14 protein-coding genes are annotated in these 14,115 nt (G+C 52.7%); 5 read left to right on the top strand and 9 right to left on the bottom strand.

Annotated features, from left to right (window positions below; genetic code table 11):
• The first annotated feature begins 89 nt into the window (after positions 1-89).
• Complete coding sequence (locus tag IPM28_04900; protein MBK9172332.1) at positions 90-767, top strand: DUF2490 domain-containing protein; 678 nt, start codon at positions 90-92, stop codon at positions 765-767.
• A 51-nt stretch (positions 768-818) separates the two neighbouring features.
• Positions 819-2,579 carry a HAMP domain-containing protein gene (locus tag IPM28_04905; GenBank protein MBK9172333.1) on the top strand — a complete coding sequence of 587 codons (1,761 nt, stop codon included), beginning with the start codon at positions 819-821 and terminating at the stop codon, positions 2,577-2,579.
• 57 nt (positions 2,580-2,636) lie between these two features.
• Here the strand turns inward: IPM28_04905 and IPM28_04910 are convergent, their stop codons facing one another.
• Positions 2,637-3,098, bottom strand: a complete 462-nt coding sequence (locus tag IPM28_04910) for a hypothetical protein (protein MBK9172334.1) — start codon at positions 3,096-3,098, stop codon at positions 2,637-2,639.
• A 252-nt stretch (positions 3,099-3,350) separates the two neighbouring features.
• On the opposite strand from IPM28_04910, the gene IPM28_04915 reads away from it, so the two are divergent.
• Genes IPM28_04915 through IPM28_04925 form a run of 3 tightly spaced genes read left to right on the top strand, consistent with a single transcriptional unit; the run spans position 3,351 to position 7,415 of the window.
• The gene (locus IPM28_04915) at positions 3,351-4,667 is read left to right on the top strand and encodes an amidohydrolase family protein (GenBank protein MBK9172335.1); all 1,317 of its coding nucleotides are present in this window, start codon (positions 3,351-3,353) and stop codon (positions 4,665-4,667) included.
• Positions 4,668-4,717: 50 nt separating this feature from the next.
• Positions 4,718-5,887, top strand: coding sequence for an amidohydrolase family protein (locus IPM28_04920; GenBank protein MBK9172336.1), 1,170 nt, complete (start codon positions 4,718-4,720; stop codon positions 5,885-5,887).
• Between the two features lie 7 nt (positions 5,888-5,894).
• Positions 5,895-7,415 (top strand): peptidase S10, encoded by a 1,521-nt coding sequence (locus IPM28_04925; GenBank protein ID MBK9172337.1) that lies wholly within the window; start codon positions 5,895-5,897, stop codon positions 7,413-7,415.
• A gap of 8 nt (positions 7,416-7,423) precedes the next feature.
• Here IPM28_04925 and IPM28_04930 read toward each other — a convergent pair whose 3' ends face one another.
• The 8 genes from IPM28_04930 to pyrF form a co-directional block, all read right to left on the bottom strand.
• Positions 7,424-7,876, bottom strand: coding sequence for a DUF3574 domain-containing protein (locus IPM28_04930; protein MBK9172338.1), 453 nt, complete (start codon positions 7,874-7,876; stop codon positions 7,424-7,426).
• 2 nt (positions 7,877-7,878) lie between these two features.
• Positions 7,879-8,370, bottom strand: a complete 492-nt coding sequence (locus tag IPM28_04935) for a MogA/MoaB family molybdenum cofactor biosynthesis protein (GenBank protein MBK9172339.1) — start codon at positions 8,368-8,370, stop codon at positions 7,879-7,881.
• Between the two features lie 8 nt (positions 8,371-8,378).
• Entirely contained in the window at positions 8,379-9,266 is an 888-nt protein-coding gene (locus IPM28_04940) for a DMT family transporter (GenBank protein MBK9172340.1), read from the bottom strand.
• A 23-nt stretch (positions 9,267-9,289) separates the two neighbouring features.
• On the bottom strand, positions 9,290-9,424 hold the full coding sequence (locus IPM28_04945) for a FeoB-associated Cys-rich membrane protein (GenBank protein MBK9172341.1): 135 nt from the start codon (positions 9,422-9,424) through the stop codon (positions 9,290-9,292).
• Positions 9,425-9,441: 17 nt separating this feature from the next.
• Complete coding sequence (gene feoB / locus IPM28_04950; GenBank protein ID MBK9172342.1) at positions 9,442-11,382, bottom strand: ferrous iron transport protein B; 1,941 nt, start codon at positions 11,380-11,382, stop codon at positions 9,442-9,444.
• Positions 11,383-11,415: 33 nt separating this feature from the next.
• On the bottom strand, positions 11,416-11,667 hold the full coding sequence (locus IPM28_04955) for a ferrous iron transport protein A (protein MBK9172343.1): 252 nt from the start codon (positions 11,665-11,667) through the stop codon (positions 11,416-11,418).
• A 134-nt stretch (positions 11,668-11,801) separates the two neighbouring features.
• Entirely contained in the window at positions 11,802-13,301 is a 1,500-nt protein-coding gene (locus IPM28_04960; GenBank protein MBK9172344.1) for a DUF3108 domain-containing protein, read from the bottom strand.
• Between the two features lie 13 nt (positions 13,302-13,314).
• Positions 13,315-14,100 carry an orotidine-5'-phosphate decarboxylase gene (gene pyrF / locus IPM28_04965; protein ID MBK9172345.1) on the bottom strand — a complete coding sequence of 262 codons (786 nt, stop codon included), beginning with the start codon at positions 14,098-14,100 and terminating at the stop codon, positions 13,315-13,317.
• Between the last annotated feature and the right edge of the window lie 15 nt (positions 14,101-14,115).

A 14,115-nucleotide genomic window follows, 5' to 3' on the forward strand; every position in this document is an offset into this window, starting at 1 on the left:
CATTTCTGTGATGTTCCTGTAACATTGCGGTTTTGCTGATGCAAACACCAAAGTCAAAATTTTTTATCGTCTGCAGGAGATTCGCAGGCGTGCTGAATTTCACGCTTTTCATTGTTGCCACGTGCTTCTCACAATCGACGACTCCGGACTCCGACTTTCAGATCTGGAATGAAACCACCTTGGTTTTTCCGATCATAAAAGGGTCAGATCGCGAAGAAAAACAGATCGACAAGTTATCCCTTTTGGTTTTTGGTGTCGTTCGGCTGGGGCAGAATCGTCTTCGTTCGACCGACATACGACTCGGAACGGGTTTTGATTACAGGATAAACCGCTTTATTTCTTTCTCTCCAACGTATCTTTATGGCCGCGGAGAGGTCGACCGCCGCATACGGGCATATGAACATCGTATACGGTTTGACCTTACCCTAGGCAATAAATGGAAGCGATTCTCGATCAAGAATCGCAATCGTGTCGAATATCGATTCCGGAACTCGCGAAGTGATTCGGTCAGATATCGAAACCGGCTGACGTTCACCTATCCCGTTAAACATAAAGGCAAAGAAGTATTTTCGCCCTACGTTCACGACGAGGTCTACTACGACTTTACAGCGAAGCGATTTACGACGAACGAGTTCGCCGCAGGCATCTCGCGTAAACTGACCAAGGATGTGACCGCTGATCTTTTTTATGTACGCCGCGACTTCCGAAATCTGCAGGTGCGATATTGGAATGGCATCGGCGTAAATCTGAAGGTTCGCATCGATTAAAGCTCCGATCCCCGCTTTATTCTCTTCTGATTCCGAACTAAAATCTGCGCAGTGCTGTTATTACTGCATCTTTTTGCCCTATTTCTGCTCGTCTTGCTTGGGTTCTACGTTTTCGTGGCAAACCCACGCAATCGTGCTCACCAGACGTTCGCTGCATTCATTGCGTTTTTAGCTCTTTGGACCACCAAAGATCTCATCTTCTGGAACTTTGGCACGGACGACGTGAACGCCGGATGGTGGGTCGCTTCGAGTTTCGTAATTGCATTGTTAATGCAGTTTTCATTGGCTGTATTCGCTTGGGTATTTCCTGAGGATGGCCGAACACCGCGAAAGCGAGCGGCCGTATTGTTCTCGCCTGGGCTGATCCTTATTCCCGCCGCTGTCTTTGGATATCTGTGGAGCGAAGTCACTCTTATACAGGGCATATTCTCGATCGAATTGGCACCGCTTGCTTATTTGTTCGTCGGCTATGTTTATTTCGTCTTCTTTTACGGTGCGGCAACGCTTTTTGTTAAGTATCGACGATATAAGGGAACGATAAAGGGCCAACAACTCGGGGCGATACTTTGGGGACTTGCGATCACAGGAGTGTTGAAAACGCTTGCGAATCTCGTCCTGCCGTTCTTTGATGTCTATTCGCTTTTGCCCTACAGCTCGATCTTCGCTTTGCCGGGCGTCGTTATCTACGCGTATGCGATCTCGAGTTTTCGACTTTTTTCGCTGCAGACGGCATTCGATCAGTTTCGGCTGTTTCCGATCACATACAAGATCGCATTGAGTATCGCGACGGTCGCGATCTTGAGTTTTCTGCTCTTTCAGGTGCCTATCGTCTGGTGGTCATTTCAGGATGGGCCATCGATCGACGCGTGGAAGCGTTACCTTGTATTCAGTGTTGTTTCGGCGCTCATCCCAAATCTGCTTCTTGTTCTTCTTGTAGTTCGCATTATTTCTCGTCCACTGCAGAAGATCACTCTTGCCGCAGTTAGCGTCGCCGAAGGTGATTACGGCACAGAGGTCGATCTGAAGAAAAGCAATGACGAGATCGGGCTCCTGGCCGGTTCGTTCAACGAGATGAGCCGGAAAATGGCGGCTGATATCGATCAGCTAAAACAAATGAATGAGCAAATGCAGCGAGCCGACCGATTAGCCGCGATGGGAATGCTTGCGGCGGGTGTCGCGCACGAGGTCAATAATCCGCTTGCCTCGATCTCTAGTATCGTTCAGATGATCCGGTCCGGAAAACTTGTCGGTACGGAAAAGGACGAACAGCTTGACTTGGTACAGCAACAGATCGATCGAATAACCCGAGTAACCAAAGACCTCACAGATTTTTCTCGAACCAGGCCGGCGGAAAGGTCGATCACTAGTATTCGGGCCGTTATCGAATCGGCACTCCGTCTCGCAAATTTCGATTCGTCATTCCAGCGTCTTGATGTCGAACTCAAAGTTGAGAAACAACTCCCGCCGATATTCGCCGACGGCGATCAACTGCAGCAGGTGTTTCTGAATCTTTTTCTTAACGCACGTGATGCGATAGATCAAAACGGAGCTTTACAGATCAGCGCTAAGGCAGATGCCGGAAACGTGATCATCGAGGTCAGCGACAATGGGGTCGGTCTTGATGATGTAAACAGAAAGAAGGCGTTCGACCCTTTCTTTACGACAAAGCCCGCCGGAAAAGGAACCGGTCTCGGACTCGCCGTTTGTTATGGAATAGTTACCGGGCATGACGGCACGATCGACGTTCGAAGAAACGAAGCGGGCGGCGCTACATTCACTATCAGCTTGCCGATAGTCCGCGAAGGCAAATAAAAAAGCGGCTGGCAATTGCCAACCGCCATTTCTGGACGACTTGAATCAAAAACCGGATCAGTTTGCGTAATAGCGTTTGCCGTTCCGAACGTAAAACTGACGTCCATTCGATGCTCGATAATAGCGGTCGCCATTTCGCGTATATAAATATGTCGCACCCGCACCGGCCAGGCCGCCAATGATCATCCCGGTCTTGCCACCAGCCCAAGCGCCTGCGCCGGCACCCAAAAGTCCGCCGCCTGCTATCTTCGCGGCCCGCCGATAATTCGAATTATATGCTCGCCGTTTCGTACCTTTTCTGCTTGAGGCATAGAGCAAACCCGCGCCTGCGCCGATCATTGCACCGTTACGGCCGCGGCCGATAAGAGCACCTGCCGCTGTACTTCCCGCGACGATCGCGATATTAGTTGCGAGGCCTGGATATTTCTTTCTTTTCTTACGAGTTTGCCCGTCGGCGTTCACAACCAAAGCCGTCACAACAAACATCATCATGATCGCAGATATAAATAGCTTCTTCATCTTAAATTCCCCCTATAGAATCAGAATTGCACCTCCAGTCAGTCAACATCCGTGCCACAGTGTGGTAAATCCGCGGAATTCTCCGCATTAGCGAACGATCCTTCGTGTTTGCCGAATCAATTTGCGTTTGGGACGTCGAGTTCCCTCCTTTCCGATGCCCCATATCGTTTGTCGAATCTTGACACTAACACCATTTCGTTGCACTTTATCAATACACCACGCAGTATTGATCGCTTATTCGAGGAACATTCAATGAAACACTTCTTATACTGCTTTGCAGCCATTGCTTTCATTTCGTGTACGGCAATCGGACAGCAGCAGCCGGTCGCATTTGTGAACGCGCGGATAATCCCCATCGTCGGTCAGCCGATCGAGAACGGGACGATCGTGATCCAAAATGGCAAGATAGTCGCGATCGGCCCGAACGTTCAACCGCCGGCCGGAGCTTTGATCAACAATCTTTCCGGGAAAACGATAATGCCCGGATTGGTAGATACGCACAGCCATATCGGCGGCGGCTCCGGAGCTGACGCGTCGAGCCCGATACAGCCGGACGTCCGGATCCTCGATGGGATAAATGCCCGATCTTCGAGCATTCAAAGGGCGCAAGCGGGCGGCATCACCACCGCTAACGTAATGCCGGGGTCAGGCCATCTCGATAGTGGCCAAACGCTTTATTTGAAGCTGCGCGACAACGCGGTGAAGATCGACGATCTGTTGATCTTCAGTAAAGATGGCAGTTATGCCGGCGGGATCAAGTTCGCGAACGGAACCAATTCGATCCGTGCAGGTGGGGGTGCCTTTCCGGGAACGCGTGCCAAATCAGCAGCTCTGGTTCGCGCTCAGTTCATAAAGGCACAAGAATACCGCGATAAGGTGTCCAAAGCGGCGGGCGATGCTTCAAAGCTGCCGCCTCGCGACCTCGCGATGGAAGCTCTCGTCGAGGTCCTTGACCGCAAGAAGGTCGTTCATTTCCATACACATCGGCACGACGACATCCTCACCGCCCTTCGCCTTCAGAAAGAGTTTGGGTTTCGGATCGTTCTTCAGCACGTTTCCGAGGCATGGAAGGTCGCCGATGAGATCGCCGCGGCAAAGGCCCCATCGTCAATAATCTTTATCGATTCGCCAGGTGGAAAATTAGAAACGACGGACATCAAGTTCGAGAACGGAGTTGCGCTCGAAAGAGCCGGCGCGTTGGTCGGATTTCACACGGACGACAGCATAACGGATTCCAGGTGGTTCCTCCGTTCGGCCGGATTAGCGATCAGGGCCGGAATGTCCCGTGACAAAGCTCTCTACGCATTAACTATGGCAAATGCCATCATGCTCGATCTTCAGGACAGGGTCGGCTCGCTTGAGGTCGGAAAGGATGCCGATATCATCGTTCTTTCGGGCGATCCGGTAAGTGTTTACACGCAGGTCCTGGAAACCTGGGTCGAAGGCAAGCGGGTCTTCGATCGCAGTGATCCGAAAGATCGATTGACCGCAACCGGAGGTTTCGGTGCGGGCAACGATCCCGGCGATCACATCAACTGCTTCGACGGCGATCTCGGAGGCGGAAACTAATGACTATCAGCTCATCCAAAATTAACATCACCTGTTTCACCTTGGGATTTATGATCCTCGTCCTCGCTTTTTCGCTCTCTGCATCGGCGCAGATAGCGGTCAAAGGTGAGACCGTTTGGACGATGGCCGGCGAGCCGATCTCAAACGGCGTAATACTAGTGAACAACGGCAAGATCGAAGCAGTCGGCCCTGCGTCGCAGGTGAATATACCGGCAGGCTACCGCGTGATCAACGCAAAGGTGGTCACACCCGGCTTGATCGACGCCCATACAGTGATCGGACTCAATGGATACCTCAATCAGCCGCACGACCAAATGGCTCTCGACGGCGGGGCGAGTATTCAGCCGGAACTGCGTGCAATCGACGCCTACAATGCAGAAGAAAAACTTGTCGAATGGGTTCGCGGCTTCGGCGTCACGACCATTCACACTGGACATCAGCCGTCGGCATTGATCTCTGGCCAAACGATGGTAGCGAAGACGACCGGCAAGAACGTGGATGAAGCAACCGTTATCCCGACTGCAATGATCGCCGTGACGCTAGGCAACGCCGCCAATGCGGGAGCCGGCCGCTCGCCGGGATCTCGGGCTAAGCAAGCCGCAATGCTTCGAGCCGAGTTGATAAAAGCACTTGAAAACTCGAAGAAGAAAGAGCCGGCAACTGATCTGAAGTCTGCGATCCTCGATCGGGTGATCAAACGAGAAATACCGCTTTTGATAACGGCTGAGGCGGCCGTCGACATTATGACCGCACTCCGCATCGCGAAGGAGTTCAATATCCGTGTCGTTCTTGACGGTGCGTCAGACGGACATATGCTTATCAACGAGATAAAGGCCTCCGGTTTCCCTGTCATAGTCCATCCGACAATGGCTCGACCGGGTGGCGACCGCGAGAATCTCTCGATGGAAAACGCGGCCAAATTGAAAGCGGCCGGCATTCCCGTAGCGCTACAGAGCGGCTACGAAGGCTACGTTCCGAAAACACGCGTCGTGCTCTTCGAAGCCGCGATGGCTGCCGCAAACGGCATGTCGCGCCGAGATGCATTGGCCACAATTACTATCGATGCTGCAAGGATCCTTGGGATAGATGGCCGGGTTGGCTCGATCGCCGTCGGCAAGGACGCCGACCTTGCAATGTATGACGGCGACCCGTTCGAATTCATTACCCACTGTATCGGAACAATGATAAACGGAAAGATGGTCAGTGAGGTGATCAGGTAACGCATCTATGTTAGCAACAGCATTTTTGTCGACGATGTTTCTTTTCCAGGCGCCCGTTACGGCAACACCGCGTCCTGCGGAATCGCCGAAGCCCGCCGAGGCTTCACAACAACAGCGTGATGAGCCACCGGTTGTTACAAAACACTCTTCACGAGTGGGTGGTCGACAGCTTAATTACACGGTAACGACCGGGTTCATGCCGATTCGAAACGCGGTCTCGGGCGAAACCGAGGGCCGCATTTTCTATATGGCATATGCTCTCGATGGCGTTGCCGATAAGAAGACGCGCCCTTTGATGTTCTCGTTCAACGGCGGTCCGGGTTCGGCGTCGGTTTGGCTCCATCTCGGGGCGCTTGGGCCAAAACGCGTAAAGATGCTGGACGACGGAATGATGCCTCCGCCGCCTTATGAACTGGTGGAGAACGATCATAGTTGGTTAGATCTAACGGACCTTGTATTCGTGGATCCGGTGGGTACCGGCTATTCGCGAGCCGCAAAGCCGGAATTTGCCTCGAAGTTCTTTTCGGTGAATGGGGACATTGATGCGAATGGCGAATTTATCCGAATGTTCCTAGGCCGCAACGAACGTTGGGCATCACCGCTGTATCTCGTCGGCGAAAGTTACGGCACAACACGAGTAGCCGGACTTGCAAATCACCTCTTCGAGCGTGGGATCGGCCTAAACGGGGTCGCTCTCGTGTCGATGGTCACCAATTTTCAGACTATCCGCTTTGCCGACAATAACGACATGCCGCTTGTAATGATGCTTCCGTCGTATGCGGCAACAGCCTGGTATCACAAAGCATTGGCGCCATCAATGCAAAGCAAGCCTCTGACCGAGTTACTTCGTGAAGTAGAAAATTTCGCCACTCGTGAATTTGCACCCGCCCTGCTGAGGATCGACCGCCTCAGCAAGCAAGAGCGAAACGAACTGCTCGAGAAATTTAGTTCGTATACCGGTCTATCGAGGACATTTATCGAAAATCAGAATTTCCGTGTGGAACTCGGCGAATTCAATAAGGAATTGCTGCGAGGCAGAAAGCGCACGACCGGCCGACTCGATAGCCGCTTTCTGGGGTTTGACCGTGATTCGGGAGGCACCGGACCCGAGTTTGACCCAAGCATGACCGCCATCAGAACCCCTTACACCGCTACCTTTAACGATTATGTTCGGCGCGATCTCGGGTTCAAATCGGATCTCGAATATTACATACTTGGCGGCGGCATCACGTCACCCTGGAACTGGAATACGAATAACGGCTATGCTGACACGACCGGAGCTCTCTCATCAGCGATGCGAAAGAATCCATATATGAAGGTGTTCTTGGCGAGCGGTTATTACGATATGGCCACGCCGTACTTTGCATCCGATTATACTATGTCATCAATGCAGCTTGACCAGGCCCTCCGCAGCAACATCACGACCGAATACTATGAGGCAGGACACATGATGTACATCGAAAAGAACTCACTGGTCAAGTTGAAGAACGACATCACGGCATTTATGCGGAACTCCGCGCGGCGATGATCGAAACGTTAGTTGAATGAGACATCCACGGATCCAGGCAGATCCATTCTGATCACCGCTTCCTGATCAAATCGCTTGATGTAAGCCGCCCTGATCATGTCGATCTTTCGGCGGCTTTCTAACTTTTTGTTCTTTGGATACAGGATGACCAATACACGGCTTTTCTCGGCGATGGTTCGCCCGCTCGAATCCTGATAACGGCCCTCAGCGAGCAGGATCGTGTAGCCTTTTGGGAAAGCCGGGCTCACCACATCGTCAAGAAACTGGATCCATTCTTCATCGGTGACCTCGCTGCCGTCAGGCTTCGAAAGGCCGAAAAAAAGTTCCGTTCTAAGAAATCTTTCGAGCGCCGAGGTCGATCTGGCTTGTAATGTTGGCCCCGGAGATGCGAACGCTTCGATCGATAGTATCGATACCGCAGTTGCTATCAAGATCGTGGTTCTGAGGAGATTATTTCTCATTTCTAATGCGATGTTTTACCGGCGATCAGGTCGATAGCATGCTGAAGAACTGGACGGATCACTTCGAAGCTCTCGACCACTCCGTTTGGTGAACCCGGGAAGTTGACGATCAGAGTTCCGCTGCGGATTCCGGCAACACCGCGGGAAAGCATTGCTGATGGTGTTTTCAAAGCCGACTTGCTTCGGATCGCCTCCGCAATTCCCGGAGCTTGTCGTTCAATGACCGCAAGTGTTGCTTCCGGTGTATTGTCGCGTGGAGAGAACCCCGTCCCGCCCGTCGTCAGAACGAGGTTGACATCCGTGCGATCTGCCGACGAACGGATAACGTCTTCCAGAATTGAAACGTCGTCAGCGACGATCAGACGATCTTTCACCTCTGCGCCCATCGCGATCAGAAGCCCGACCAGCGTTGTCCCCGAAACGTCATTGTCCGGGTGCCGAGAATCGCTGGCGGTGATCACGACAGCCATTATTTTCACTGAGGTAGGTTCCATTCGAACGCTTACGCGACTGTCGATTCTAGCTTTTCCATTGCCCTGACCCGTCTGCTGTAAAGTACACTTAGCAATACGCCGAATACGACCAGCGACATTCCCATGATACTAGATACGGTTTGAAGTTCGCCAAAAACGATCCAGCCTATCGTGACGGCATATATGAGGCCGGAGTAGTTCACGATCGCAACACCAGCAACCGCTTCGCGCTGCAACGCGTTCGTAAGAAATATCTGACCGAGCTGCGAAAATACTCCGATCAGAAACAGGAATAGCCAGTCCCAATCCGTCGGCATCCGCCATTCGAAGAAAAGACTGATAAACCCGGCAACAACGCCGACCAACTGAAAGTGCAAAACAACTGTCAGCGGATGTTCCTTTCCCTTCATGCTTCTCACAAGATTGTATGCGACACCAGAACAAAATGCCGAAACAATACCGATCACGAGATAGAAGAGCGAGATCCTAGGATCGAATCGTTCGATCAGCAAAACACCCGAGAACGCGATCGCGTAAAAGATCCACTGGATCGGCTTTACTGATTCGCGAAGCACAAAGATCGCGATGATGGTCGTAAAGATCGGCGAAAGGTACTGGATCGTCATCGCCGATGCAAGCGGAATATTCTGAACGGTGGTGAAAAACAGATATAGCGCTGTCGTTCCGAACAATCCGCGGAGCAGCAATAACGTGTGGTTGGAGCCACGCCAGTCGGCTCCGGCGCGCTTTAACCCTACAAGACAAAAGAGAGTCGCAAGGAGACACCTGAAAAACACGACCTCCATCGCGGGAATGTGCGACACCTGTTTGACGATAATATTGGCGATCGCAAACGACAGCGTCGAAAGAAACATCGCCTTGACGCCGTCTGTTAGTATTGTTTCCTTTGTGCTCAAATGTGGGTTTGCTCTAACTCGATCTAGCGGCCGCAGCCGCATTCTTGCTTACATTCGCCAACATGCTTCGTCGGGCGGTGTTTACGAATAAAGTTTGCGGCAATGTAAACGACAGCCGCTAGAACGATAAGAAAAACGATGATGCTTTGGATGTGCACTCTAAAACACGGTCCGATCAATATCCGAAATACGAACCCGCTTGAAAAGTAGCAAAGGCGGCCGTGTATGCGAGCACGGTCATGTAGGCGACCATGAACATCGTCCACAACCAGGAATTGGTCTCGCGCCGCACCACCGCGACGGTCGACATACACTGCATCGCGAGTACGAAAAATACCATAAGAGTGATCGCGGTCAAAGGCGACCACACCGGTGTGCCGTCTTCTCGTTTGGCCTCACGGATCGCAGAGATCAGTGTCTCGGACTCCTCGTTGGCGTCCCTACCGACGTTGTAGATGATACTGAGGGTCGAAACCAGAACTTCGCGAGCTGCAAAACTCGCGATCAAAGCGACGCCTATCTTCCAATCGAAACCCAGCGGCTGTATCACCGGCTCGATCGTTCGGCCGAGCATTCCGGCATAGCTCTGTTCAAGCTGCCTACTTTCGCCGGCGACCTCCACGCCAGACACATCGTTCGTCGTTTCGGAGATCCGCGGAAAATATGCCAGTGCCCAGAGGATGATCGAGATCGCAAGGATCACGGTTCCGGCCCGCTTCACGAAAAGCCACGACCTTTCGAACATGTTCTGCAAAACAGTGCGAAGGCTCGGCATCCGGTACGGCGGAAGTTCCATTATAAAGGGCGTCGGCGGAGCCTTGAGCACAGTCCGTTTCAGAAGAAATGCGACGATGATCGCAGCGGTGATGCCGAGCGAATACATTGCCAGCATGAGCACCGCGCCCACCGAGACAAACCCAAAGAAATACTGGCCCGCAAAGAACGCAGATATCATGAGTGTGTAAACAGGCAACCTCGCCGAACAGCTCATCAGCGGCGCGATCATGATCGTTGCAAACCGATCGCGTCTCCCTTCGATCGTCCTGGTCGCCATGATTCCCGGTATCGCACAAGCGAAGCTACTTATTAGCGGTAAGAATGCTTTGCCGTGGAGCCCGACTCGGCTCATTATCTTGTCAAGCAAGAACGCCGCTCGGGCCATGTATCCCGAATCCTCCAAGATCGAAATGAATAGGAAAAGAAGAAGGATCTGGGGTAAGAAGACCATCACACCGCCAACGCCCGCGATCACGCCGTCAACTATAAGATCGGTTAGCACGCCAGGAGGCAGGCTGGCCCGAACCGTGTCCCCCAGGGCTCCGAATCCCTGATCCAATAGATCCATCGGCACTGCGGCCCACGTGAAGATCGCCTGAAACAAAAGAAGCAGGATCCCGAGAAGTATAACGAGCCCGAACACGCGATGCGTCAAGAGCCGATCGATACGATCGGTCACACGGTGGGCATCACGGTCGTTGTGCTTCACTGACGCCTGAATGGCGTCGGAAATGAATTTGTAGCGCGAAAAGATCGTGGAATTCTCAGATTCCTTTCGGTTGGTCTCGATGGTCGGAGTCGTCCCGCCTCTTTTGGTCGCATTACCAACAGCGTCAGCAAGTTCGGCAAGGCCGCGTCCGTTCTTCGCGTTGACGGCGACGACGGGAACACCAATGAACTCCGACAGTCGTGCGAGATCGATCACGTGCTTCTGCTTTTCAAAGACGTCGATCATCGTCAACGCGACTACGACCGGAATACCGGTTTCCACAATCTGAGTGACAAGATACAGGTTGCGTTCGAGATTCGTCGCATCAACGACCGCGACGACCGCGTCAGGACGCACCGTTCCCAGCTGCTCACCTGTCAAAACATCGCATGCGATCTTCTCATCAAGAGAGGTGGCGTCAAGACTATAAAGCCCGGGCAGATCGGTCAGCAACGCGGGGGAGTCTTTAACGCTCCAATTACCGGTCTTGCGTTCGACGGTCACACCCGGATAGTTCGCTACTTTTTGATTGAGGCCGGTTAAGACGTTGAATAGTGTCGTCTTGCCAGCGTTCGGGTTGCCGGCAAGAGCGATGTTGAGAATCTGAGAGTTCGATCTTTCAGTATCCATGTTAGAACGGGACGCAAATGATGACGAACTGCGCTAGCCTTCGACCTCGATCGCCGATGCCTCATTCCTTCGGATCGCCAGACTGTAGCCCAAAAGACGTATCTCGATCGGATCGCCGAACGGTGCGGACTTGATCACCTTTACTGAGACCCCAGGCACAACACCCATCTCCATAAGTCTCTGCGCAATGCGGCCGCCTCCTCGTACTGCTACCACTTTCGAGATGCTGCCGGCTGGCATCTGCGAAAGGTTAAATGACTGCGTATCTCTCACTTTCTTTTCCATCTGGTTTTTCCGCGGTTCGCAACAACGATCAGCAAAACAATTGGCGACCGTCCATCCTCGATATTAGACCAATTGAAAATAGTTTCCAATTTCAATTAGTCGAATAAGGCCGGACGACGATGTTCGATCGACCGCTACTGTGGTGGGGAAACTTTTGAAGATACAAGATCGAGCTGATAGGTACCGATGGTCATACGAAGGGGCAAGCGCCGTTCGTCCGTTCCAAGCCATATCTTTGGAGATAGCTGATCGATCGACTGAATACCCGTGGTCACCGAGATCTGTTGCCCGCTGATCTTTTCGCCCGCAAGCGTAATTACTTCGACCAATGACGGCCGCAAAGTAAATATTGAGGTTCGGTCGATCCAAAATACGGCGACACGCGTGTCATTTACCGGATTACTAAGGTCACGGCTCGGCTTTAGATTGAAGGACCGCAAAGCGTATACAAGCGAAAGAAGACTGTGTGTGCCTACCGGAACTTCGATCCGTGTGGCGGAACCGAAATTCACGGTGCTGGTACCCTGATCGAAAACGGCCGTATGATTCGCGGACGCCAATCCACCTGAAAACTTTACATCAATTCGCTGAGAGGCAAGTGTTTCCGGGTCGACTCGGGCAAATGCCTCGCCTCCGTTTCCAAATGCAGGGTTCGCCCCTATCAGGTTCGCCAATCTTGCTGTGATGAGCAGGCTGTCCGCGCCTTCGAACTGATTCCGCTCCTCTGCACGCAGCACCAAGGTGCCAACCTCAATGCCGTTGGTTGAGATCTTAAACTCAAGCGTCTCACCGAGGACGAAAGCAAGATCTGTGGCAAGCGGCATATTCGGGGCGTAAGGACGAGGCGTCGGGCTGGGTTTGGGCGTTGCGACCGGACGCGGTGTCGCAGCCGGCACCGGCGTGGCTGTGGCCTGAACCACTGGAGCATCGTTGCTTATGCTGGCGATCGTCATTCTAAGTTGTCCCTTTTCGGTTTTGGATCGAAAAAGCACCGGAATACGTGCATCGTCGGACGAAATATTGATTCGCAAATCACGCAGACCAATCTCGGTAAAATACTCGCTTTGAACTGTGATAAGGCTCGTTTCGAATGTTCCTGCATCGGTCGTGAGCGTTTCAACCCCCGTCTGCTGATAAGAAACCGCATAGGTTCGGTCGCCTTCCTGCAGCATCATCGAACCGGTTCCAGGACCGCGACGAACAGCATAGATCAACGTAGCGAGGTCGAAATTCGGCGTAGGGGTAAGCGAGAAATCCGCGAACGATTCTTTAGGAAGCCCGGTAGATAGGTCGGCGTGACGAATATAAAGCGGCAATCCACTGATCGGCGAAGCGAATACCGTTCGCGATCGATCAAGCGAATAAAACGCAGCACTCGCAAAGTCCAGAGTTCGAGCTCGAGTACGGATCTCGACCACATCGGCCGATCCGATCTTACCCGAGGATGCGACATACATCTCGGCGTACGCGACATTCGGGAATTTTTCAAGTGAGACCGTATAGGTGAGTCGTTCTCCGACACGAAATAAGCCCTCAGCTTGCCCATTCTGCGAATAGGCCATCAAGTTCAGCGCAACGAACATTGTGAGCAGTAGCCTCGCCGAAAAAAACGTCTTTCGTCTTGATTGGGTCATTGCGGTCGGTCGGCTAATTGCTTGTCTCGTCAAAATTCATTTCATTCAAAGCTAATTCGATCTCGGAAACGATGTTAGCAACTGCTGTTGAGCGGTTTTGGGCGCGAACGATCGGACGTCCGATCACAAGAAAATCGGCACCGGCCGCAAGGGCCGCTCCCGGTGTACTTACACGTGATTGATCGTCAAAAGTTCCGGACGCGGGCCTTACGCCGGGCGTTACGATACAAAATTCCCGGTTCTCGACCGACCGTCTTATCATTTGAGCCTCTAAGGCCGAGGCGACCACACCGTCGAGTCCGCACTCGGCAGCCAAAACCGAGAGCCGTTTTACTTGCTCGTCCATCGAACGTTCAATTCCGGTCTCAACCAATGCGTCCGGTGCCATACTCGTCAATACCGTAACACCGATTATCAACGGCCGAACCAACCCCTCGCGCTCGCAGATATCACCGACTTCCCCGACCGACCTCCGCATCATCTCAGATCCGCCAGCAGTATGCAGGTTGAACATCCAGACACCGCACCTGGCCGCCTCGACAGACGCTTTTGCGGCCGTATTCGGAATGTCGTGAAACTTGAGGTCAAGAAAGATCCGGGAGCCGTCTTCGACAAACTCGCGGACGATCGAAGGGCCTTCCGCAGTGAAAAGCTGAAGGCCGATCTTAAACCCGCCGACGCTGTTGCTTAATTCGCGGACGATCTCACGAGCCGCCTCGGCGGAATCGACATCGAGAGCGACGATAATGCGGCTCTTTGCGTCAAGCTGTTGGTGATCGGGGCTTTGAATGGGTTTCATTCAGGATGAACATCG

The sequence above is a fragment of the Chloracidobacterium sp. genome (genome assembly GCA_016716305.1).
Taxonomy (GTDB): Bacteria; Acidobacteriota; Blastocatellia; order Pyrinomonadales; family Pyrinomonadaceae; genus OLB17.

Coding starts and splice junctions, on each gene's coding strand:
- IPM28_04910 (MBK9172334.1), bottom strand. CDS start 3,098: ATGAAGAAGCTATTTATATCTGCGATCATGATGATGTTTGTTGTGACG.
- IPM28_04915 (MBK9172335.1), top strand. CDS start 3,351: ATGAAACACTTCTTATACTGCTTTGCAGCCATTGCTTTCATTTCGTGT.
- IPM28_04920 (MBK9172336.1), top strand. CDS start 4,718: ATGATCCTCGTCCTCGCTTTTTCGCTCTCTGCATCGGCGCAGATAGCG.
- IPM28_04925 (MBK9172337.1), top strand. CDS start 5,895: ATGTTAGCAACAGCATTTTTGTCGACGATGTTTCTTTTCCAGGCGCCC.
- IPM28_04930 (MBK9172338.1), bottom strand. CDS start 7,876: ATGAGAAATAATCTCCTCAGAACCACGATCTTGATAGCAACTGCGGTA.
- IPM28_04935 (MBK9172339.1), bottom strand. CDS start 8,370: ATGGAACCTACCTCAGTGAAAATAATGGCTGTCGTGATCACCGCCAGC.
- feoB (MBK9172342.1), bottom strand. CDS start 11,382: ATGGATACTGAAAGATCGAACTCTCAGATTCTCAACATCGCTCTTGCC.
- IPM28_04955 (MBK9172343.1), bottom strand. CDS start 11,667: ATGGAAAAGAAAGTGAGAGATACGCAGTCATTTAACCTTTCGCAGATG.
- IPM28_04960 (MBK9172344.1), bottom strand. CDS start 13,301: ATGACCCAATCAAGACGAAAGACGTTTTTTTCGGCGAGGCTACTGCTC.
- pyrF (MBK9172345.1), bottom strand. CDS start 14,100: ATGAAACCCATTCAAAGCCCCGATCACCAACAGCTTGACGCAAAGAGC.